The following is a 22,318-nucleotide window of genomic DNA, read 5'->3' as shown; positions in this document are numbered from 1 at the left end:
TCCTGCATTTAAGCTTATTCTTCTTTTATGTCCACTTTCTACTGCAAAATTATCATATTTTCCTACCACTTGCTTAGCTATTTCACCAGTTTTATCATAATCAATATATTCATACTTGTTATTGTAGTCATTATCATTTAGAATACTAATTGATTTAGCTGTATTATTATTTATTTCATAGCTTTTATTCCCAGTTGCTATTACTTTATAAAATGCAGGACTTTGTGATTCTTTTACAGTATCTTTATATTCATATGGCACATATAATTTTATACCAGTTCCTGCATTTAAGCTTATTCTTCTTTTATGTCCACTTTCTACTGCAAAATTATCATATTTTCCTACCACTTGCTTAGTTATTTCACCAGTTTTATCATAATCAATATATTCATACTTGTTATTGTAGTCATTATCATTTAGAACACTAATTGATTTAGCTGTATTATTATTTATTTCATAACTTTTATCTGCAGTTGCCGTGACTTTATAAAACGCAGGAGTTTGAACCTCCTTAACTGTATTTTTATATTCATATGGTACAAAAAATGTTATTTCACTTCCTACACTTAAGCTAATTCTTTTTTTATGTCCATTTTCTACTATAAAATTTTCATATCTTTGGGTATCTAAATTAGCAATCTTCCCAGAACTATCATAATCTATATAGTCATAATTTTTCGTATAATTTCCATCGCTTTGAACCTTAAAAGCCTTACCTACATTATTGTTAATTTCATAACTTACACTAGGTGTTGCTACAAATTTGAAAACAGCAGGATTATCTACTTCCTTCATCATATCCTTAAGTTCATAAGGCATATATATCCTGGAATTATATCCAGAAGACAAGGAAATTTTCTTTCTACATCCCTTAGCAATATTGATATTTCCTTTCTCATAGATTCCAACTTCTGCAACACTTCCACTTTCATTATAATAAACATAATCATATCTGTTATTACTTGAACTAATAGTATCAGTTAATATCTTTGTAAAATTACCTGTGTTATTACTAATTTCATAATTTTTATCTTTTTCAATATTACTATCCCATATAGCTGGCCTATCAACTTCTTTTATAATATCCTTATTTTCATATGGTATATATAACTTTAAAGCACTTCCAGTTCTTAGGCTTATTCTTTTTTTATATCCACTTTCTATATTTATATCTATAGACATATTAACATCTAAATCATATACATCACCTAAGTTATTATAATAAACATAATCATATCTACTACTATTATCAATTATATCTTCTCTTAATACTCTAATATTATCACTAGTATTATTAGTTAATTCATACCCTTTATTTTTCACCATGTCATATTCATAAAATACTGGAGTAGAAGTTTCTTTAATCAAGTCTTTATACTTGCTTAATATAGAAAGGGATACTTCATTACCTGCATCTGCAGAAAATCTTACTTTGTCGCCACTTGGTATAGTTATTCCATATGTAATATTTCTGTTTAATTTTCTTACACTTCCATTATAATAATACTCAATATAACTATACCTTCCATTGCCTCTAGAACTTACGTATTCTATTTTTATACTATAAGCCGAAGTATTGGTAAATTCATACGTTTTATTGCTAGTTAACTTAAAACTTGAATAATCTTCTGATGCAGATAAAGATTCTGTTTTAGTATCTTCCACCGAAGCAATCTCTTTCTCTTCTTTAGGAGAATTTATGTCCACTTTTTTCTCCTCGGTTTTAACATCATTTTTTGTAATTTCTTCTACCTGTTTTTCTTTAGTTTCCTCGTCACTTTTAGGTTTATCCTGTTTCTCAGTACTACTCACTTTTGTTTCTGCTTTAACTTCAACATTTATTCCATTAAACATTATATAAAATGTAAAAATCAAAGCACAAAATAGCGATATAATTTTTTTCATATGTTTCCCCCTATTGATTTTAATATATTACCGTTTGCAAATTATTTGGACATTGGAAATTATATCACATTTTGCTGAATTAAAGCAAAAAAGATGTTCATTTTGAACATCTTTTGGCGAATTTTGATGAATATAGTTTTTATTAATCTAAATTAATTATCACATCTTATTACTTCAACTTTATATCCATCTGGATCAGTTACAAAATAATAATGAGGTTTTTCTCCTGGTAATCCTTTTAAATCTGTAACCTCATAACCTAAAGCTTTATGTTTTTCTCTCATAGCTTCCAATTTTTTAACCCCAATAGCAGTGTGGCTAAAACCATTTCCTAATTCATATGGCTTCTCTACATCATAATTATATGTAAGTTCTATTTCATATCCATTTATTTCATTAGATAAATATACTAAGGTAAATTTTTGTGCTGGAAAGTCCTTTCTTCTTGTTTCAATAAGCCCTAAAGCTTCTCCATAAAATTTTAATGATTCCTCTAAATTTTTAACCCTTATACAGGTATGTAACATTTTCACTGACATTTACACTTTCCCCTTTCTATCTTACATGCATGTTCCATTTTTATACCATTCGCAATCTTTACATATCTTTTTAAATTTTTCTTTTGAATAATTTCTATAAATATTCTCCTCAATATAAGAAAAACTGTAAATGGAGTTTATTTGAAGCCCATATTCCCTTAAGGTTAATTTATCTAACATGTTAACTTTATCCTTTGTTAAACAAATTTCACCTTGAAGTTTATTTGGGCAATTTTCACATATATCATCACAGCAATTAACAAGTTTAACATCTACATTTTCTTCACTTTTTAATAAACCTACTATTTTGTCCATTTCTTTTATAAATTTTTCACTATAACCAAGTCCTTTATAAAAGTAAATACAATTTATATGATGAGGTCTAATTTTTATCATATACCTTTAACCTCCCTATCATTTTATTGCTGAGATTGAAATTTTATTAACTTAAAGTATAAAAATCTTTTTCCCCCTTGTCAAGTAATGGATTATAAGTGTTTTAATATAATATTTTTAGACAGTCACCAATTACTTGCAATTTAAATACAATATAGCATAGTACAAGCAATACGTATTGAGGTGAAAAAATGAATCCTTTAATAAATATGTTACTAGCCAGCATGATGGGAGGTAACAATGGCAGAATGGGTGGTAATCCACTAATTAATATGTTAATGGGGAATATGAATAGTAATGGTGGAAATCCTATGATGAATAACAATGGTTTATTAAATATGCTAATGGGCAACATGAATAATAATTCTGGACAAAATAATTCAAATAATCAAATGGAATCTTTAATGAATATGTTTCAAAATATGAACAGTAATCCAAACAATATGAATAATAATCCTAATAATACAGGTAATAATCCTCTAATTGATATGCTTATGCAAAATGGTAATGGACAAAATAACATGAATGGTATGAATCCATTATTAAGCATGCTTATGGGAAATATGAATAATCAAAATCCTATGATGAATAACAACATGACTCCTAATGGTGGTAGACGTCATAAACATTCACGAAGAAGGCATTAAAACACTGTAAAAAAAAAAGTGAACTCGTATGAATTCACTTTTTCGCTTTTCTATACTTTAAATTTTAAATTGTCTCATAATGCCTTCTGACATTTCATCTGCCATTTGCAAAGCTTGATTCTCAATACTATCAAATATCTTTATATCTTCAGCATATTGCTTTCCAAGTCTATTAACAGCTTCACTTTCAACTAGTTTTAAATGTTCAAATAACATTGCTTGCCAATCTTCTTTTTTCCAAACTGGATTAATATCTTCAAGAAAATATGCAATTTGCCTTGCATTTTTATACCACTTCTTTCTAGTTTCATCAGCAGTTTCTGTACTCTCTGCTTTTGCTGCATTCACAAGGTCCGCTGCAATAAGTAAATGTTGTTCTAGTAAATTTTTAAAAGTATTAGCTTTCTCTTTCCCATAAAATAATTTAAGCACCTCTGCAAAGTCAGCAGGATTTCTAAAAAGTCTATTAGTTACTAATTCTAAGTCTCCTGTTCCTTCTGCTGTACTTATAATAAATGATCTAGTCCAAAATCCATGTTGTTCCCAAAGTTTACGAAAGGTATTTACAATATTCATCCTCTTAACAATATTATTATATTTTCCATCTTCATCTCTATACATGGAACTCTCCGAAATCATTATTTCTATCTATTTTATGCATATCTACAATTTTAGTTACTCTTTTCTACTTTATCTTTTTCTTAATACCATCATATAGATATCTAAGATATTCTGTATCAACATTTTCGTCTTCAAGGAAATTTAATCGTTCATTAACATTCTCAATTATATCCTTTGCCTCTTTAAAATCCTTTTGTTTTATGCAAGTACTTGTATATTCTAATAGGTAATCTACTTTTTTAACAAGTCTTGCTAAATCTTCTCTATTATCATTTACTAAATCTAATAATAGAGAATAAATTTTTGAAGATGTTGAGTCCTTTGCTGAAAATAGAAAATCATTACTTTTGCTAGTTATCTTTGCCATTAAATTTCCTCCTATGCTTTCTTTTGTTCTATAATTCTATTTTATGTATTTCATCTGCACATCCACAAAAAATTTTCAGAAAAATATCATAAGTTACCCTCTAGTATAATGCAGAAATCTTCTTATAGCTAACCTTATATAAAAGCACAATACCAATTAACGCCAATACTATATCATATATTATAACATGGGTAAGTGTTAAATTATGATATGCAATTAAATTAAATAATTCCGCAACATTGAAGTCAACTACATAATTAGCCCCCCATATCTCAAAGAAAATACCAGTAAACACTGCATAAAATATAGAAAGTAAATATGCTATAAATTTCTTGTTAACAGCTGTTGTAGCTCCTAGCATAAAAGTTGAAAAACAAGCTGAGGAAACAGCTATTACTACTAATAACAAAATAATATATATTACTTTAGAGCTTTTATATACTACAGGAAATACTCCTACCATTATTTCATCTAAAACTCCATTATCCACTCCGTAAAATAAAGTTAGATATAAGATAAAAATACAATTACTCGCTATAAAAACTATAGAGGTCACTAAAGCATTTACTGCTAATTTAACTTTCAAGTAAGTTTTTATATCTATAATTTCCAATAACCTTTTCAAAAATCCATTCTTTCTATCGCTAATTATTGAAGTGGAATAAATAAATGCTGCTATCGTTGGACCTAAAAAACCTATATATGAATAATGATGAAGTTTTATATAGCAATTGATTCCATCTGAACTAGCATCTATAAAACTTAAGCCTTCGAAAAATGGAAGTTTAAATAAAGATAAACCTTGAAAATACGGAATCATAAACATAGCTATAATTATTAAAATGGATATTTTGGTTCTCCAAGAAGATAAAGATTTTTTTAATTCTAATTTAAAATATGTTTTCATTAATATTCCCCCTAATACTTGTCAGCTACAGCTCCTAAGGTAGCTGCCTTTATAAATTCCTTTTCCTTTAACGTCTTTAAAGATTTTACATCTCCACTTACAACTACCCCTATTATCTTTAAATCATCTTTTTTAATTTCACCATTTCCACCACTTAATGTATTATATATTTTTTCATAAATATGATTATTATCTTCACTATTTTTATGCTTAACAATTGTATCTATAAATTTTTGGCTAGGATCACTTGCTTCTCCATCTCTATCTATAGCTTTCATTCCATATACCCTATATTCATCTAACACTCTATAATTTAGCTCCTTTGGATCATAGGTATCTACCCAATACCAATTTAAAGTGACTTCCTTTGGAATCATGGCCTTTACTTCTTCAAGACTATATGGTTTGTCAAAGGATAGAGACATTTCTGCTAATTTATTATTATCTATTTCATTAAGCTTTTCAAAATCATTTGAATAATTTTCAAATCTTTCAAGTGGATGATAAAACTCCATAATATGCTTGCCCGATTTATTATAACCAGCAATTTTTTTTGTTAACTCATCTTTAGTTTTTAACAAATAATTATCAATACCATTATATATCTCTTCTTTATTATTAATTAAAGGTACATAAGTATAACTCTCTGTGAAATCTCCATCTTTTATTGGTTTACTTCCTAAAAATCTAAATCTGCTATAATTTATTTCACCAACCGTAATTCCATCATTCACTTGACAATATCCAACATAAGCATTTGGCATAGCTATATTATACCAATCTATTAAACTATTCTTTTTTCTATTACTAATTATGTTTAAAGCAGTAGAATTGGACCCTAGGAATACAAAGCCTGCAACAACAATTATCATTAAACTTATTATTATACTTCTCATTATTGATAAAGTTTTAGCTTTTCTTATTGTTCTACTTAAGATTGGTCTCTCATCTACTTCAAACAACTCTCTTAATTTTTCATCATCACTTTTCATACCTTTCCCTCCATAACTTTTTAAATTGTTCCCTGGCTCTAAACAGGTAGGTTTTCACCGTATTTTCATTAATATCTAAGAGTTCCCCTATCTCCTTATAAGATAATCCCATATCATATTTAAAAAATAATAAATTCTTATAAATATCATTAACTGAATTTAAAATATTAAGGATTTCTTCTTTTTTTTCTAAATCCAATATAAAATCTTCAACTAACCTACTATCTGTTAATCTTTCTTTAAAGATTTCTTCATCAATACTTAAATGAACATGTCTATTGTTTTTTCTACATAAATCATAATATTTATTTATAGCTACTTTAAAAAGCCACGAAGACAGCTTGTCTTCATCTATACCATCCATATATTTCAATGCTTTATAGAAGGTATCTTGAACTATATCTTCAGCATTTTCACTGCTACAGCCAAGTTTCATTAAATACTTGTAGATGAGATTCATTTTTTCTTGGAATATCTTAATTATTAATTCATCACTCATCATTTCTCCTTCCATAAGATAAAATAGTTAATCTTCTTGAAATACTTCTGCTAATATAACGTTTCAAAAATAGATATGTATACAGTAATTTTATAAAAAAACAATAAAAAACCCATGAAAATGATATGCTCCCTGTCAAGTAGAAAGGGAGCATATCATTTCCGTGAGTTTTAAGATTAATTAAAATCATAGGCTTTTAAATTTGCTATTTTAAATTCTTCCCTAAGGGGATATCATATTTAGTTTGTATGATTTTCGTAATTGGCACTCCAACTATAGTAACCACAACAAATTCACCAATTGCAACTGTACCAATGGCAAACACAAGTGGTACTTGATAAAGATAGTTAAGCATGCCTCCAACTATTAGCCCATTAATAACAGTAGGCCAAAGTGATGCTACTACTAACGAAATATCTTTATTTTTCACCCTTTTTGCCGTAGCCGAAATAGCGTAAACACTAATAAATGTTGCTAATGTCCCAAATATAGCATCCACTAATCCATTCGGTCCAAGAATATTTGCAATAAAGCATCCTAGTGTAAGACCAACTATATAAAATGGATCAAAAAGTGCTAATAGCACCATTATTTCTGATATTCTAATTTGAATAGCCCCATAGCTTATGGGAGCTAGCACAAGTGTTAATATTGCGTAAATTGCTGCTATAATAGCTGTTTTAACTAATCTCTGTGTTGTCATATTATTATTCAAGTAAATCACTCCATTTTATTAATGATATTAGAAAATCAACATTATATGTAAAGCTCTCCAAAAATATTTCATCAAAAAAATCGTAGGAAATATCTCCTACGATAAATAAACTCAACAAAAATAAAAGATTCTATTAACAATAATCAACTCAAATCTTTATCATTCTTAATTATTTAACCGTAGTTTTGTTTTAAGTCAGGAGGCTTTCGAACTGACTAAATGCTAATTTTCACCTTTAAGATTATATCAAACAAATAAAATTATTACAAGTTAAGCTTCAATTTCTTCAGTAAGCTTAATTATCTCATCAACTATACTACCAATATAATAAACGGTATCAATAAGAGGCTTATCTGTACTTATATCTACTCCAGCCATTTTTGCAAGTTCTATAGGTGTCTTTGTTCCTCCTTCTTTAAGTACTTTTCTCCAATCATCTATAGCTGTTTTGCCTTCTTTTAATATTCTCTTGCTCACTTCTGTTGCTATTGTAAGTCCTGCACTATAAGTATAAGAATAAAGTCCCATATAATAATGAGGCTGCCTCATCCAAGTTAACTCTGCTCCATCAATCATCTTCACATCATCTCCCCAGAACTTTTCAAGGACTTCTTTTTTTATTTTGCTAAGAGTTGAAGCCTGAACACTTCCTCCTTTATCAATTATTCTATATACCTCTCTTTGATAAGCTGCTTCTAAAAGATGAGTTACAAAATTATGATAATAAGTATGGCTAATCATTGAAGATAAAACCCATCTTCTAAACCTTTTATCCTTATTAGTCTGTAAAAGATAATTTGCCATAAGAAGCTCATTCATAGTAGATGGCGCTTCTACGAAATATGTAGAAACATTTACATCAAATATATTCTGATTTTCGTTACATAATTTAAAGTGACCTGCATGACCAAGTTCATGAGCTAAAGTAAATACCTCTGCCATCTTTTCACTCCATGATAGCAATATAAAGGAGTTACTTCCATAAGGACTTGCGCAAAATCCTCCTGTGGACTTTCCATTATTTTGTGCAAAATCAATCCATCTCTCATTATAAGCTCTTTTGACCATTTCTAAGTAATCATCACCTAATATAGCCAAAGCACCTTCAATATATTTTTTAGATTCTTCAATTGTCACATTAGGATCATATTCTGGATCCACTGCAATCTTCAAGTCTGCAAAAGTCATTTCATCAAGTTTATGTATTTTCTTCAGAAGTTTTGCATACTTTCTCATATGAGGTGCTAGTTTTTCAGTTATAATATCTATCTGTCTGTTGTATAAGTCTATATCAACCTTTTGAGAAAACAATAAACTATCTATAACAGAATCAAAACCTCTTAATGTAGCCATATTTTTTTCTTTCTGTACTTGAACTCCATAAGTTGCTGCTGTAGCATATTGATATTCTCTTATTTTATCAGAAAAAGCTTTAAAAGCAGCTCTTCTAACCTTTGTATCATTTTCATATTCATATTCATTTTCAAAGAGTGCATATCCAAGAGGATATGTCTTGCCATCTACGGTGAAACTTTTAAAGTTCATATCTGCATGCTTAGCTTGCTCATAAATTTTATAAGGTGATTCTAATGTTCCAGATAAAGCAGCTAATACTCTTTCTACTTCAGGATGAAGTGCATATACCTTTTCTCTTTTTTTATCCTTTAAATAATTACTATTTTCTTTTGATGCACTTATTGCATCATCTAAAACTTTATCATCAACTTGTATGATTTCACTTTCTATAAAACTTAATTTACTTTCAATATCTGATGTTATATTGATAATTTTAGAATATTTATCCTGATTTTCATTATTTGTATAATCCACTGAAACGGAGAGCTCTGCATAAGAATTTGTAAGATCCTTAATCTTGTATAATTTTCTTAGTTCATCTAAGCATTCATTAATCTTCTTTGCTGTCTTCAATTTGCCTTTATAATCTTTTTCTATTTTCATAGAAAGCTCTTTCATTTCTTTTACAGCTGATTGAAATTCTTCATCTGTAGAATAAATAGCAGATAAATCCCAAGTAAGTGCTTGGTCTACATCTTTTCTCTCTTTTAGAACTTTTTGCATTAGTAATTCCTCCTTATATATTTTCTATAATTTGTATTTTATATCTCTTTACTCATTCAGTCCACTAAAATTGTATAAAGCTTTTTTATTTTTAGTTATACACTTATAATAGCAAAAATATTAAGTTTACAGTTTAGGAATTCATTGCTTGAAATGCAGTTTCTACTTCTCAATCAAAAATTGAAAATGGGTGGACTACAAAGGCAGTATATGTTAACAAGACTATGGTTGTATTCACAATATATGGGTAATGCTAATAAATAACATTTATTAGCTATGCAGACTTATGATAGATCATAAATATCAAGGAAATGGATACGGTAGAGTAACACTTAAAAAGATACAAAACCTTCTAAAATGCCACGAAAATCTCGTAAGAGAGGTAAGCAAGTTAAAAAAACGGAAAATTTTAGAGAAAGAGAACCAATATTTGTTTGATTATATACATTATATTGAAATTAATGATATAATTAGAACACAGATTAATTATACAATTGTAATAAATTATAGTTAAAAAGTGTATAATTATGTTTTATATGAAATATAAGAGGGGTAAAATAATGAAAAATAGACCTATTACTACCTTGTTTATGCTGATGTCTGTAGATGGAAAAATATCAAGTGGATCAAATGATGTACTTGATACAGATAAAGACTGGCATACTATTTCTGGCGTGAAAGAAGGTATTCATCAATATTATGAAATTGAACAAACAACAGATTTATGGTCTTTAAATACTGGTCGTGTTATGGAAAAAATAGGAGTTAATAGTAAAACTAATACACCTAAAAAGATTCCATGTAACTTCGTAATCATAGATAACAAGCCTCACTTGAGCAAAAAAGGAATAGACTATCTATGTAAATGGGTAAATTCACTCTATATAGTAACACACAATGACGAACATCCTGCTTTAGACATGAAAAGAGATAATCTTAATATAATCATGCAAAATGAATTTGATTTGATAGGTCTTTTGGAAATATTGAAAAATAAGTATCAAGTTGAACGTCTTACAATCCAATCAGGGGGCATGATGAATTGTGAGTTTTTACGAAACAAACTCTTTGATTATGTAGATGTTGTTGTTGCACCACTTCTTGTTGGTGGAAAAGATACTCCTACATTGATAGATGGGGAATCAATCAACACGCAGAACCAACTTAATGAACTTGGAGTTTTAAAACTAAAAAATTGCAAAATGCTTGAAGATTCATATATACGTTTGACTTATCAGTTGGTAAGTTAAAAAAATATTTTTGTTAAAAAGCATATTATAAGGAAGTCAAATGACTTCCTTTAAAAATCGTCTTATTTTCAACAATATTTTAAAACATAGCCATTTATTAAAATTACTTAAATCAAGACTTTGCCTTCCACTTCCTTCAGATTCTATATCATTCACTAGAGTTTTTCACAACTGGACATACAAACTACAAACCTCCAAGAAAATCATCCCTTAGATTTTCTTGGAGGTTTATCTCTGAACCAAAACTTCACTAAATCTTATTAAACCCGCATTTTACCAGCATATTCTTAAGAATATTAGAATACTAGAATATGAGAATATGCTATTAAAATTCTTCACTTATATCTTGAACAAACTCGAAAGCCTGCTCTCTATTTTCACCAAGCCTCCTAACAACAGCACTTCCAATAATAACCCCATCACAATAATCCTTAACTTCCTTTACGACCTCTCTTGAAGATATTCCAAAGCCTAAACATATAGGTGCCTCTGTGTTTGCACGAACCATATTTAAATAATCACTGATGCCTTCACTTAACCCACTTCTCTCGCCAGTTGTTCCATTAGAAGATACACAATATATAAATCCATTAGCTCCCTTAATTATCTTTTCTATTCTTTCCTTAGAAGTTGGAGCTACAAGCGGTATTAAATATATTTCAAAGGCTTCGCATTTTTCTTTTAACTCCCCTCTTTCCTCAAGAGGAATATCTGGAATTATCAAACCATCAAAGCCAGCCTCGCTTGCTTCCTTTAAGAATTTATCAATTCCTCTAGCATAAACTAAATTATAATAAACCATTATTACTAATGGAACTTCACTCTTTTCACGAACTCTTTTCCCACAAGCAAAAATATCCTTAACCTTAAAACCATTTCTTAAAGCTCTGCAATATGAATCTTGAATTACAGGTCCATCCGCTAGGGGATCACTAAAAGGAATTCCTATTTCAATAATACTAGCTCCTGATTTCTCTAACTTTAATACATTATCTACAGTCTCTTCTAATGAAGGATCACTGCAAGATATAAATGGTATTAATGCCTTCTTATTTTCTTTCTTTAATTTATCAAATACTAAATCTATTCTATTCATGACTATCCTCCAAATACTTAATTATTGTATCCATATCCTTATCCCCTCTACCTGAAATATTTACAATAATTATTTCATTCTTTGATAAGGTAGGGGCTAATTTCTTTGCATATGCTAATCCATGAGATGATTCTAAAGCAGGAACTATACCTTCTATCTTTGTTAAATATAAAAATGCATCAACGGCTTCACTATCAGTTACACTATCATAATAAGCTCTTTTTATTGAAGAAAGATAGGCATGTTCTGGCCCAACTGATGGATAATCAAGTCCTGCTGAAATAGAATAAGCTTCTTTAATTTGTCCATCATCATCTTTTAGTACATAGCTCATCATCCCATGTAATACTCCAGTTTCTTTTGCAGTTAAAGCTGCTGCATGTTCTCCTGTTTCTATACCTTTTCCAGCACCTTCAACACCAATTAGTTTTACATCTTTATCTTCTATAAATGAATAGAATATTCCCATAGCATTACTTCCACCACCAACTGGTGCTACTATATAATCTGGAAGTCTTCCTTCCTTTTCTAGTATTTGCTTTTTGGCTTCGTCTCCTATTATCCTTTGAAAATCTCTAACCATTATAGGATAAGGATGTGGTCCTGCTACTGTTCCCATAATATAATAAGTATCTTCTATATTAGAAACCCAGTATCTTATTGCCTCGTTAACAGAATCTTTTAAAGTTCCATTCCCGCTTTTTACTGAAATAACTTCTGCGCCTAAAAGTTCCATCTTCTTAACATTCAAAGCTTGTCTTCTTATATCCTCTTCTCCCATAAATATCTTACATTCCATTTTGAACTTAGCTGCAACCGTTGCAGTTGCAACACCATGTTGTCCTGCGCCTGTTTCAGCTATCACCTTTTTCTTTCCCATTCTCTTTGCTAAAAGGATTTGCCCTATAGTATTATTAATCTTATGAGCTCCAGTATGATTTAAATCTTCTCTTTTCAAATAAATCTTTGCTCCACCTAAATCCTCTGTCATATTTTCAGCATAGTATAGTGGACTTGGTCTTCCTGTATAATCCTTAAGATAATACATATATTCCTCTAAAAACTTTTCATCCTTTATAGCTTTTTTGAATTCTTCTTCTAATTCATTTAAAGCATTCATTAAAGTTTCTGGTACAAACTGTCCTCCAAATTCATTAAATCTACCTTTCATATCTTTCCCTCACTTTATCTATTAATCTTTTAACTTTTATTTCATCCTTAATTCTTTTTCCGTCTATAATTGATTCAACTCCAGAAGATAGGTCTATTCCATAAGGATTTATCTCTTCTATAGCCGCTAGTACATTATCTTCATTAATTCCACCTGCTAAGAATAATTTCTTTTCTAGTAATTTATTATCCATATATTTCCAAGGAAATATCTTTCCTTCACCAGGATTACTTCCATCTAGCACTAATGAATCAACCTCTATTTTGTTAATATCTTTAATATCATTCTCATCGTTAATACAAACGCCTTTCCATATTTCCCCCTTAAAATCTTCTCTTAACTTGCTAAGAAAATCTTCATCTTCATCTCCATGTAGTTGAACAACGTTTAGAGGAACTAACTTTAATATATCTTTTACATACTCTATTTCATTATTTCTAAACACACCTACTGCCTTTATTTTTTTGTCCAACTTATCATATAGAAGTTTGCTTTTTTCCTTACTTACAATCCTTTTGCTCTTTGCAAATACAAATCCTATATAGTCAGGCTGTAAATCATTTAAAAACTCTATTTCCTTTTCTGACGTTATTCCACATATCTTTATCTTCATCTTACTCACCCTTAAAGATATTAAATCTTTCTTTAAACTCTTCATCATGAATATTTCTCATAAACATTTCTCCAACTAAAGCCCCATTTGCTCCAAAATCTTTAACTTTCTGTAAATCGCTAATAGTCTTCATGCCACTTTCAGAAATTATTATTTTTCCCTTTGGGACATGTTTAATAAGATCTTCTGTTGTCTTTAAAGTGGTATTAAAGTTCTTTAAATCTCTATTATTTATGCCAACAATTTCACTATTACACTCTAATGCAAGATCTAATTCTTCTCTATTATGAACTTCAACTAAAGGATATAAATTAAACTTTCTACATTCTTCATAAAACTCTTTCAACTTTTCTCCTAAAACTGCTGCAATTAATAATATTCCTGATGCTCCTAAAATTTTTGCTTCATATATTTGATAAAAGTCTATAATAAAATCTTTCCTAAGTATGGGTCTATCACTTAATGCCTTAACCTTTTTCAAATATTCATCTGATCCCATAAAAAAATCTTCTTCTGTTAACACTGAATAAGCATCAATCTTAAATTCACTATAAATATGAGCTATTTTTTCTATATCGAAGTCTGGAACTATTATCCCTTTAGAAGGAGAAGCTTTTTTAAATTCTCCTATAATAGAAAAGTTATCTCCTCCCAAGACATTTTTAAAATTGTTTTCTGTTGAGATTAATTCACCTGCTTTTTCATATAACTTATCTATTAATATAAGTTTTTTTCTCTCTTCAACTCTCTTATACTTTTCCCTGCAGATCTTATCTAATATCATAACCTTCCTCCTCTAAACTTGTATTTCCCTTAGCTTTTCGAAAGCTTTACCTGAATCGAGAAGGCTATTTGCAAGTTCTATTCCTTCTTCTATTGAATTGGTAACCTTAGCTACATAAAATGCTGCAGCTGCATTTAATACTACAATATCTCTTTTAGGTCCTTTTTCACCCTTTAAAATATTTATAATAATCTCCGAATTTTCTTTTGGACTTCCACCTTCTATTTCCTTAATTCCCACCTTTTCTATTCCATACCTAACAGGATCTATTTTATATTCTTTTATCACTCCATTATTTACTTCACATACAGTTGTTGTAGTAGTTGTAGTTATTTCATCTAATCCATCATCACCGTGAACTACCATAGCTCTTTCAAGTCCTAAATTTAATAAAACCTCACCTGCCATTTTCACTAAATTACCATCATAAACACCAAGCAATTGCCCAGTAATAGGTGCTGGATTTGCTAATGGTCCTATTAAATTAAATAATGTTCTTGTAGCCAATTCTTTTCTTTCCTTTGCAACATTTTTCATAGCCTTATGATATTGTGGTGCAAATAAAAATGCCATTCCTTTTTCTTCTATAATCTTTTTACTTTCATCTTTTGTATAATCAACCTTTATCCCAAGCTCAGTTAATACATCTGCACTCCCGCTTTTACTAGATACTGCTCTATTTCCATGCTTAGCTACCTTTACCCCTCCACTAGCTGCAACTATAGCTACAGCTGTTGATATATTGAAGGTTTTACCTCCATCTCCACCAGTTCCACAAGTATCTATTAGATGTTCTCTATTTTCCATATCAACAGTTATCATATTATCTCTTAGTGCCTTAACTGCTCCTAAAACTTCATCAGAAGTCTCACCTTTTACTCTAAGCCCAATTAGAAATCCTCCAACCTTAGTTGAATTAGCTTCACCTCTCATAATTTCATTTATTATAGCCCTTGTTTCTTCTTCTGTTAGATTTTCACCATTTATAATCTTTAAAATCCCTTCATCAATTTTCATTACAAATCCCCTCCACGAAATTCTTTAACATTCTTTTCCCTTTTGGCGTAAATATAGATTCTGGATGAAATTGAAGGCCATATATAGGTAATTTCTTATGCTTAATGGCCATAATTACTTCATCATCTACGGTTTCTCCAATAACCTCAATTTCTTCTGGCAAGCTTTCTTTCTCTACAACTAGCGAATGATATCTCATAACTTCAAGTTTTCTACTAATTCCTTCAAAAATATCATTTCCCCTTATTTGTATCTTTGAGCTTTTACCATGAAATATCTTTTTAGCTCTAACAACTCCGCCTCCAAAGGCTGATGCAATAGCTTGATGCCCTAAACATATTCCAAGAACAGGAATCTCCACACCTAAATTTTTAATTACCTCTATTGATATACCAGCATCTTCTGGTCTTCCAGGCCCTGGTGATATTACTATCCCCTCTGGTTTAAGATTTTTTATTTCTTCTATTGTAATTTCATCGTTTCTAAAAACTTTCACTTCTGTAAATTCACTTAAATATTGATAAAGATTAAAGGTAAATGAATCATAATTATCTATTAAAACTATCATCTCAATGCCTCCTTTAGTGCCATAAGCTTATTTTCAATTTCTAAACATTCATTTTCTGGAACTGAATCATATACAAGTCCACCACCAGCTTGTAAGTGGGCAATTCCATCTTTTAAAACAAGGGTTCTTATCGCTATACACATATCCATATCACCACCATAAGAAAAGTAACCAACCGATCCTGCATAAATTCCTCTTTTTTTATTTTCAAGCTCTTCTATAATTTCCATAGCTCTAATCTTAGGTGCTCCAGATAGAGTTCCTGCTGGAAGACATGATGCTAATGCATCAAAACAATCTTTACCTTCTTCAAGTTCTCCAACAACCTTTGTTGTAATATGCATTACATGGGAAAATCTTTCTATATTCATAAAATCTTTTACTTCAACTGTTCCTGCTTTACTTATCTTGCCTATATCATTACGCCCTAAATCAACTAACATTACATGTTCTGCTCTTTCTTTTTCATCTTCTATTAATTCTTTTTCAAGCTCTAAATCCTCTTCAGAAGTAAGTCCTCTTTTTCTAGTTCCAGCTATAGGATTGGTGGTAACCACCTTGTCTCTTACTGATACTAAACTTTCTGGAGACGAGCCTATAACTTGATAATCTTCATAATCTATTAAAAACATATATGGTGAAGGGTTTTCTTCTCTAAGCCTTCTGTATATTTCAAGTGGTGACTTTTCTGTATCACAATACATTCTTCTTGATATAACTACTTGAAAAATATCTCCTTTTCTGATGTATTCTTTAACTTTCTCTATATTTTTCTTATGATCTTCTCTGCTTACAGAAAATCTTAATTCTATATCCTTCTTAGGTTCTCTTTTTTCTGTTATTATAAAATAATTGTTTGCAATTTTTTCAAAATACTCATCTTGTTCTTCTCTAATTTCTTGAAAACTCCTATTATCATCTTTAAGTATGCTATCTACTACATAAACCTTATGAGTTAAGTGATCATAACATATATATCTTTTATAAAAATTAAACCTGATGGTTGGAACATTTAGATCATCATCATTTTCAAACTTAAGTTTTCTTTCATATAAGCCTATAGAATCATACCCCATATATCCAATAGCTCCACCTTTAAATGTAAAAGGATTTCCCTTTTCATCAAACTCTAAAGAAACTTCTTTTTTTATCTCGTTTACTTCTTTTAGAGTTTCTCCTTGAATTTCTTTATATGGATTTTCCCCTAAAAAAGAATATCTACCAAAGTGTTCTTCCCTGCTTCCTCCTTCAAAAATAAATCTACGAGTGCCCTTTAATCCATTAAATAGAGTGATAGGAGTAATTTCATCTCCTCTATATTCACTTATAAATGAAAATATTTTTCTATCACCTTTTTTCTTTTTAAAATCGCATTCTGTGGTACTAATCATATACATAACCCCCTAATTACTTATAATTTAATAAAAAAAGCCACTTCATCCACACATTGGGACGAAGTGACTCGTGTTGCCACCCAAATTTATATAACAAGTGACTATAAATAAAAAAAGGTATTTCATCCAAAAGGACGAAATACCACAATTTCGCTATGCCACCTATGTTACACATCTTTATCAGGTACGGAAGTTAATCGATACCCTGTCTTTTTAACGGTAGACTCTCCGTACACCTGTACTAAAACTTTCCAAGTGTCGTCTCAAAGACCCATTCAACAAAGGCTACAGTACTTGGTTCACACCATCCCAAGTTCTCTGGAAACTAAACTCCAATATTTACTCTCTCTTATCATCGACTTTATCTTAACTTTAATAATATTATATGTAACTTTTTCCTAATATGCTACCTTTATATTTATATATATATTGTAATTAAAGTCTATTTTTTTATAATATTCTTTCCTTTTCTTCAATTTTCTTTGATTTAATAAAATTATGACAATTTTTTTTATAAAAATAAGGATAAGATAACTTTAAACTTATCCTATCCTTATAAAAATTATTTTGCATATTCCTCTACAAGATTCTTCTTTTCCTTATTAAGCAATCTCATTTCATGGAGTATAAATAAAATTGTAATAATTACAGAAATAAAATCTGATGCTGGTCCTGATATCCAAACTCCAGTTAAATTTAAAAACTTAGGAAGGATCAGTATAAGTGGTAAAAGTACAATAACTTGTCTCAAAAGACTTAAAAACATAGATATTTTTGCTTTTCCTATAGCTTGAAAATAATTTGTACATATAGCTTGCACTCCAATTACCGGAAGCATAGAAAGGAATATAGATATTCCCTTAGCACCAATATCCACAAGACTTTCGTCACTTTCATTAAAAATACTTATAATTTGTGCTGGGAATAATTCAACAACAATAAACCCAAATAAGCAAATTATAGTAGCTGCAATTGATGCATACTTTAATGTAAGTTTAACTCTATCATAATTTTTAGCACCATAATTATATCCTATTATTGGCTGAGCTCCTTGGTTAATTCCGAACACAGGCATTAATATAAGCATACTAACACTGTTAATTAAAGAAAAAGCTCCTATAGCAATGTCTCCGCCATATTTTGAAAGGCTTCTATTAAATGTAATTGTAATTAAACTAGCAGCTATCTGCATTGCAAAAGGAGACATCCCTATTGATATTATTTCTTTTACATGAACTTTAAATAACTTCAAGTTTTCCTTTTTAACTTTTAATAAACTCTTACCTTTGACAAAATAATATAATATCCATACGGAACAAACAGCCTGTGAGCATATTGTTGCAAGTGCTGATCCTCTCACTCCTAATTTAAACACAAATATAAATAATGGATTTATTAAAAAGTTAAGTACTGCTCCAATAAGCATTGTTTTCATGGCAGTTTTAGGATCACCTTCTGATCTTATTATAGGGTTCATACCAAATCCTATATTTTGAAGTACTACACCTAACAGTATTATAAATGCAAATTTTTTCGCATCAGGCATAGTCTCTGCACTAGCACCAAATATATTAAGGATTGGCTCTAAAAATATAATTCCAAAAATAGTTATCAATACTGAAAAAATAATTACAAGAGTTAGGGCATTACCTACAATCTTTTCAGCTTCCTTATGTTTATTTTGTCCAAGCTTTATTGAAACTACAGCCCCTGCACCCACTCCAACAAGCATTCCAAAAGCCATAATAACATTTGATATAGGGAATGTTACTGCAACTCCAGAAAGGGCTAATGATCCAACTCCCCTACCAACAAAAAACCTATCTACAATACTATATAATGCATTAACAAGCATTCCTATTATTGAAGGTATTGAGAACTTCAACAATAAACTTCCTACACTTTCATAGCCTAATTCTTTTGTTTCTTTATTCATATTCAACTCCTTAGTTATTGTTTTAATTTATTCTGCTTTTTCTAGTAAATGTTTCTATATACAACATCTGCATCGTCCTGAAAATGTCACTCATACTAATATACTGAAAAATAGTTGATATGTCAACCATGCTTATTAAGTTATTTTTAATATGTAAAGCTTATTAATTTCTTCTTGTATAGAAGTTGTTCAAAAAGTAAATATTATATCTGTATTATCATTATTAACTTAGCAAAAAATTGTAGATGGGGTGACCATACTTGAAGAAAAAAACAAAACTATTTATATCTTCTTTATTAATATTATTAATTACCTTTAACTATCTAAAGTTAGAAACTATACTAACAAAAGCATGCAGTTTATCTTTAGATTCTAACAATGTAAATCTGATTTTAGATACTTTAAAATATAATGATATGCCACAAAATTTTCGTAAAACTTCAAATTTAACAAGCTTTCAAAGCAATAAAGATTTTAATCTTAAGGGCTTAGGTGCATTAAATATTTCTGGCAGTCACCAATTTTCAGAGTATAATCTACCATTAATCATTAATGCCATAGATACTTCTCTTCCTATAACAATTATTGATCTAAGACAAGAATCTCACGGATTCATCAACGAAATTCCTATAAGCTTTGCTAATTATAATAACAATGCTAACATGGGATTATCAAAAGAAAAAGTTATATTAGACGAAAATAATAGATTAAGTAATATAAAATTAGATACACCTATTTCATTTTTTAATCATCCTGAAATAACCATAACTCCGACAAAAGTGGTTTCTGAAAATCAGCTTGTTGATTCTTCATCACTATCATATATTCGTATTCCTGTTACTGATGGAAAAATACCAACAGATGATATGGTTAATTTCTTTGTAGATACAGTAAATTCAAAACCTAAAAATTCATGGTTTCACTTTCACTGCAAGGAAGGTATAGGAAGAACAACTACATTTATGATTATGTATGATATTATTACTAACTCAAAAAACGTTATGATAGATGATATTATAAAAAGGCAGCTACATTTAGCAAATTTTAATGAAAAGGAAACTATATCTTTTTATAATGATGAAAGAATAAATTTCTTAAAAAACTTCTATAAATATAGTAAAGAAAATGATAATATCCACAAACTAAAATGGAGTGATTGGAAAAAAACTTTATCCTCTAGTTCTTTTCCAATGTGTTCTTTAAATAAAAACAAATCCAATTTCATAAAAAATGAAATAACTCCAACAAGCCTATACGTTATTTCTCAAGATAATATGACTTCAGCTGAAAGAACCATGATTGCTACCCTACAAGGTTTAGTTAATAGCAATTCTTCATCTCAAATATACACTCTTAATTCCTCTGAACCTGATTATCAAATTTGGTTAGATGACTTAAAAAATAATTATGGAATTTTTTACGAGACCATTTCAAATCCTTGGGAGTTACTTGATAAGTTTAAAAGTTATGTTTATGGATATATTCTTTATGCTAATAAATCCATAACTGATCCTTCTATAAACAATGCTTGTTCCCTTGCTTCATTAACTAATTCTATTGCAATTGATGAAACCATCCAAGATAAAGTAATAGAACATGGTATAACTAAACTAAAAGATGATTTAAGAAACACAGATAAATATTGGGCTTATGATAACTTGTGGAGTTTGGGTTTAAATCATTCAATAATAATAGAGCTATCTCCTGATAAAGATACTGCACTAAGAGATTATGGCATAATGACAAAATCTTTAATATTTTATGAAGATAGTATCAAGGATTTTTCTCTTAGAGAAAAAATTTTTTCATCTGCTGAAAAAGATTCAACTTGTCTCGGTTGGGGCCCCGATGAATTTATAAATGTAAGTACAGCTTCAAAATATGGCGTTAGTATTGTAGCTGCAGATTATTCTTATAATTTAACGGTATTAAATGCTTTCCCTTCTGTTCCAATTACTCAAAAAGCATTACAAAACACTCCCATAAAAAAAGACACCCATTATGTAACATTTATTATATCTGATGGTGATAATCAACAATGGAATCTTGGCACAAATTATAGTTCTCCTAAATGGTATGGTTCTTCTTATAGAGGGAAATTTAATTTAGGTTGGTCATTAAGTCCATCATTATATTATCTAGCACCTACTGTTTATAAATTATATTATGAAAATGCTTCTTCTGGATATTATAATGATTATTTTTTAGTGCCTCCATCTGGAACTGGATATATGTACCCCAGTAAATTTGATAGTAATGCACTTAAAATTTATATAGATAGATTAAATAATTATATGAAAAATGTAGATGAAAAATATTTATTAATCCTAGATGATTCTTCTTTCTATAACACTAAACTTTGGGATAACTTTACTGCTAAGAATGATATTCAGGGCTTATTTTATCTCGATTATCACAAACATAATAATTATAAAGGAGAAATTACTTACTCAAATAATAAACCCATAATATCCTGTAGAGATTTACTTTGGAATGGCATTGAAAGCGAAGATGAACTTGTTAAAAACATTAATGATAGAATTAGTCGTGGTGAAATTGGTATTAATAACCCTAATAGTTACACCTTTGTTTATGTTCATGCTTGGAGTAAAAGCTTAGATGATCTTAATAAAGTTGTAAAAAAGTTAAATAAGAATCCTAAGGTTACTATTGTCACTCCAGAAACTTTTATGGATTTAATAAGAAAAAACATTACTCCTATCAAATAACTTTTACATAATCGAATAGGAGGTAGATAATTATTTTATCTACCGACCTCTCACACCACCGTACGTACCGTTCGGTATACGGCGGTTCATTAG

At 29.4% G+C, this 22,318-nt stretch carries 21 protein-coding genes and 1 other annotated feature; of the genes, 3 read left to right on the top strand and 18 right to left on the bottom strand.

Going from position 1 to position 22,318, the window contains the following annotated elements; all coding sequences use genetic code 11:
* The 3 genes from H9661_RS17965 to H9661_RS17955 all read right to left on the bottom strand — a co-directional run.
* A partial coding sequence (locus H9661_RS17965) for a hypothetical protein (protein ID WP_191770140.1) occupies window positions 1-1,905 on the bottom strand: 1,905 nt, incomplete at its 3' end.
* Window positions 1,906-2,057: 152 nt separating this feature from the next.
* Complete coding sequence (gene gloA, locus H9661_RS17960) at window positions 2,058-2,444, bottom strand: lactoylglutathione lyase (RefSeq protein ID WP_191770138.1); 387 nt, start codon at window positions 2,442-2,444, stop codon at window positions 2,058-2,060.
* A 21-nt stretch (window positions 2,445-2,465) separates the two neighbouring features.
* A complete protein-coding gene (locus H9661_RS17955) occupies window positions 2,466-2,840 on the bottom strand; it encodes a DUF1284 domain-containing protein (RefSeq protein WP_143317158.1) in 375 nt (124 codons plus the stop codon).
* A 191-nt stretch (window positions 2,841-3,031) separates the two neighbouring features.
* Here H9661_RS17955 and H9661_RS17950 point away from each other — a divergent pair, with 191 nt between their 5' ends.
* Complete coding sequence (locus tag H9661_RS17950) at window positions 3,032-3,487, top strand: RNA-binding protein (protein ID WP_143317156.1); 456 nt, start codon at window positions 3,032-3,034, stop codon at window positions 3,485-3,487.
* 57 nt (window positions 3,488-3,544) lie between these two features.
* On the opposite strand, the gene H9661_RS17945 is transcribed toward H9661_RS17950, so the two are convergent.
* The 7 genes from H9661_RS17945 to pepF form a co-directional block, all read right to left on the bottom strand.
* Window positions 3,545-4,108 (bottom strand): acetylglutamate kinase, encoded by a 564-nt coding sequence (locus H9661_RS17945; RefSeq protein WP_243240498.1) that lies wholly within the window; start codon window positions 4,106-4,108, stop codon window positions 3,545-3,547.
* A gap of 64 nt (window positions 4,109-4,172) precedes the next feature.
* Entirely contained in the window at window positions 4,173-4,475 is a 303-nt protein-coding gene (locus H9661_RS17940) for a hypothetical protein (RefSeq protein ID WP_191770136.1), read from the bottom strand.
* Between the two features lie 100 nt (window positions 4,476-4,575).
* On the bottom strand, window positions 4,576-5,382 hold the full coding sequence (locus H9661_RS17935) for a hypothetical protein (protein WP_191770134.1): 807 nt from the start codon (window positions 5,380-5,382) through the stop codon (window positions 4,576-4,578).
* An 11-nt stretch (window positions 5,383-5,393) separates the two neighbouring features.
* The gene (locus H9661_RS17930) at window positions 5,394-6,374 is read right to left on the bottom strand and encodes an anti sigma factor C-terminal domain-containing protein (RefSeq protein WP_191770132.1); all 981 of its coding nucleotides are present in this window, start codon (window positions 6,372-6,374) and stop codon (window positions 5,394-5,396) included.
* A complete protein-coding gene (locus H9661_RS17925) occupies window positions 6,364-6,873 on the bottom strand; it encodes an RNA polymerase sigma factor (protein ID WP_191770130.1) in 510 nt (169 codons plus the stop codon). The genes H9661_RS17930 and H9661_RS17925 overlap by 11 nt, the downstream gene beginning before the upstream one ends.
* 205 nt (window positions 6,874-7,078) lie before the next feature.
* Entirely contained in the window at window positions 7,079-7,588 is a 510-nt protein-coding gene (locus H9661_RS17920) for a QueT transporter family protein (RefSeq protein WP_191770128.1), read from the bottom strand.
* Between the two features lie 270 nt (window positions 7,589-7,858).
* A complete protein-coding gene (pepF, locus tag H9661_RS17915) occupies window positions 7,859-9,667 on the bottom strand; it encodes an oligoendopeptidase F (protein WP_191770126.1) in 1,809 nt (602 codons plus the stop codon).
* A 560-nt stretch (window positions 9,668-10,227) separates the two neighbouring features.
* Between pepF and H9661_RS17910 the strand changes: the two genes are divergently transcribed.
* Window positions 10,228-10,917: a dihydrofolate reductase family protein gene (locus H9661_RS17910; RefSeq protein WP_191770124.1), complete on the top strand. Its 690-nt coding sequence runs from the start codon at window positions 10,228-10,230 to the stop codon at window positions 10,915-10,917.
* A gap of 325 nt (window positions 10,918-11,242) precedes the next feature.
* On the opposite strand, the gene trpA is transcribed toward H9661_RS17910, so the two are convergent.
* The 8 genes from trpA to H9661_RS17870 form a co-directional block, all read right to left on the bottom strand.
* The gene (trpA, locus tag H9661_RS17905) at window positions 11,243-12,013 is read right to left on the bottom strand and encodes a tryptophan synthase subunit alpha (RefSeq protein WP_191770122.1); all 771 of its coding nucleotides are present in this window, start codon (window positions 12,011-12,013) and stop codon (window positions 11,243-11,245) included.
* Window positions 12,006-13,184 (bottom strand): tryptophan synthase subunit beta, encoded by a 1,179-nt coding sequence (gene trpB, locus H9661_RS17900; RefSeq protein ID WP_143317146.1) that lies wholly within the window; start codon window positions 13,182-13,184, stop codon window positions 12,006-12,008. The genes trpA and trpB overlap by 8 nt, the downstream gene beginning before the upstream one ends.
* On the bottom strand, window positions 13,174-13,797 hold the full coding sequence (locus H9661_RS17895) for a phosphoribosylanthranilate isomerase (protein WP_185966823.1): 624 nt from the start codon (window positions 13,795-13,797) through the stop codon (window positions 13,174-13,176). Before H9661_RS17895 ends, trpB begins: the two co-directional genes overlap by 11 nt.
* A gap of 1 nt (window position 13,798) precedes the next feature.
* Entirely contained in the window at window positions 13,799-14,581 is a 783-nt protein-coding gene (trpC, locus tag H9661_RS17890) for an indole-3-glycerol phosphate synthase TrpC (protein WP_191770120.1), read from the bottom strand.
* 12 nt (window positions 14,582-14,593) lie between these two features.
* Window positions 14,594-15,598, bottom strand: a complete 1,005-nt coding sequence (trpD, locus tag H9661_RS17885; protein WP_143317140.1) for an anthranilate phosphoribosyltransferase — start codon at window positions 15,596-15,598, stop codon at window positions 14,594-14,596.
* Window positions 15,588-16,166 carry an anthranilate synthase component II gene (locus H9661_RS17880; RefSeq protein WP_143317138.1) on the bottom strand — a complete coding sequence of 193 codons (579 nt, stop codon included), beginning with the start codon at window positions 16,164-16,166 and terminating at the stop codon, window positions 15,588-15,590. Before H9661_RS17880 ends, trpD begins: the two co-directional genes overlap by 11 nt.
* Window positions 16,163-17,557 carry an anthranilate synthase component I gene (gene trpE, locus H9661_RS17875; RefSeq protein WP_191770118.1) on the bottom strand — a complete coding sequence of 465 codons (1,395 nt, stop codon included), beginning with the start codon at window positions 17,555-17,557 and terminating at the stop codon, window positions 16,163-16,165. Before trpE ends, H9661_RS17880 begins: the two co-directional genes overlap by 4 nt.
* Before the next feature lie 54 nt (window positions 17,558-17,611).
* Window positions 17,612-17,925: a binding site (T-box leader), on the bottom strand.
* 197 nt (window positions 17,926-18,122) lie between these two features.
* Window positions 18,123-19,496: an MATE family efflux transporter gene (locus tag H9661_RS17870; RefSeq protein ID WP_143317134.1), complete on the bottom strand. Its 1,374-nt coding sequence runs from the start codon at window positions 19,494-19,496 to the stop codon at window positions 18,123-18,125.
* 260 nt (window positions 19,497-19,756) lie between these two features.
* Here H9661_RS17870 and H9661_RS17865 point away from each other — a divergent pair, with 260 nt between their 5' ends.
* Entirely contained in the window at window positions 19,757-22,225 is a 2,469-nt protein-coding gene (locus H9661_RS17865; RefSeq protein WP_143317133.1) for a GxGYxYP domain-containing protein, read from the top strand.
* Window positions 22,226-22,318: the final 93 nt, after the last annotated feature.

The sequence above is a fragment of the Clostridium cibarium genome, assembly GCF_014836335.1.
Lineage (GTDB): Bacteria > Bacillota > Clostridia > Clostridiales > Clostridiaceae > Clostridium > Clostridium cibarium.
Note: the sequence above shows the minus strand (reverse complement) of the source record. Positions and strands in the feature narration are given on the sequence as shown.

What these genes read in the sequence shown, in the direction of transcription:
- H9661_RS17925 (WP_191770130.1), bottom strand. Translation starts at nt 6,873, where the DNA reads ATGAGTGATGAATTAATAATTAAGATATTCCAAGAAAAAATGAATCTC.
- H9661_RS17940 (WP_191770136.1), bottom strand. Translation starts at nt 4,475, where the DNA reads ATGGCAAAGATAACTAGCAAAAGTAATGATTTTCTATTTTCAGCAAAG.
- trpE (WP_191770118.1), bottom strand. Translation starts at nt 17,557, where the DNA reads ATGATTAGTACCACAGAATGCGATTTTAAAAAGAAAAAAGGTGATAGA.
- trpA (WP_191770122.1), bottom strand. Translation starts at nt 12,013, where the DNA reads ATGAATAGAATAGATTTAGTATTTGATAAATTAAAGAAAGAAAATAAG.
- H9661_RS17910 (WP_191770124.1), top strand. Translation starts at nt 10,228, where the DNA reads ATGAAAAATAGACCTATTACTACCTTGTTTATGCTGATGTCTGTAGAT.
- trpC (WP_191770120.1), bottom strand. Translation starts at nt 14,581, where the DNA reads ATGATATTAGATAAGATCTGCAGGGAAAAGTATAAGAGAGTTGAAGAG.
- H9661_RS17950 (WP_143317156.1), top strand. Translation starts at nt 3,032, where the DNA reads ATGAATCCTTTAATAAATATGTTACTAGCCAGCATGATGGGAGGTAAC.
- H9661_RS17935 (WP_191770134.1), bottom strand. Translation starts at nt 5,382, where the DNA reads ATGAAAACATATTTTAAATTAGAATTAAAAAAATCTTTATCTTCTTGG.
- H9661_RS17895 (WP_185966823.1), bottom strand. Translation starts at nt 13,797, where the DNA reads ATGAAGATAAAGATATGTGGAATAACGTCAGAAAAGGAAATAGAGTTT.
- gloA (WP_191770138.1), bottom strand. Translation starts at nt 2,444, where the DNA reads ATGTCAGTGAAAATGTTACATACCTGTATAAGGGTTAAAAATTTAGAG.
- pepF (WP_191770126.1), bottom strand. Translation starts at nt 9,667, where the DNA reads ATGCAAAAAGTTCTAAAAGAGAGAAAAGATGTAGACCAAGCACTTACT.
- H9661_RS17955 (WP_143317158.1), bottom strand. Translation starts at nt 2,840, where the DNA reads ATGATAAAAATTAGACCTCATCATATAAATTGTATTTACTTTTATAAA.
- trpB (WP_143317146.1), bottom strand. Translation starts at nt 13,184, where the DNA reads ATGAAAGGTAGATTTAATGAATTTGGAGGACAGTTTGTACCAGAAACT.
- H9661_RS17945 (WP_243240498.1), bottom strand. Translation starts at nt 4,108, where the DNA reads ATGTATAGAGATGAAGATGGAAAATATAATAATATTGTTAAGAGGATG.
- H9661_RS17930 (WP_191770132.1), bottom strand. Translation starts at nt 6,374, where the DNA reads ATGAAAAGTGATGATGAAAAATTAAGAGAGTTGTTTGAAGTAGATGAG.
- H9661_RS17870 (WP_143317134.1), bottom strand. Translation starts at nt 19,496, where the DNA reads ATGAATAAAGAAACAAAAGAATTAGGCTATGAAAGTGTAGGAAGTTTA.
- trpD (WP_143317140.1), bottom strand. Translation starts at nt 15,598, where the DNA reads ATGAAAATTGATGAAGGGATTTTAAAGATTATAAATGGTGAAAATCTA.
- H9661_RS17880 (WP_143317138.1), bottom strand. Translation starts at nt 16,166, where the DNA reads ATGATAGTTTTAATAGATAATTATGATTCATTTACCTTTAATCTTTAT.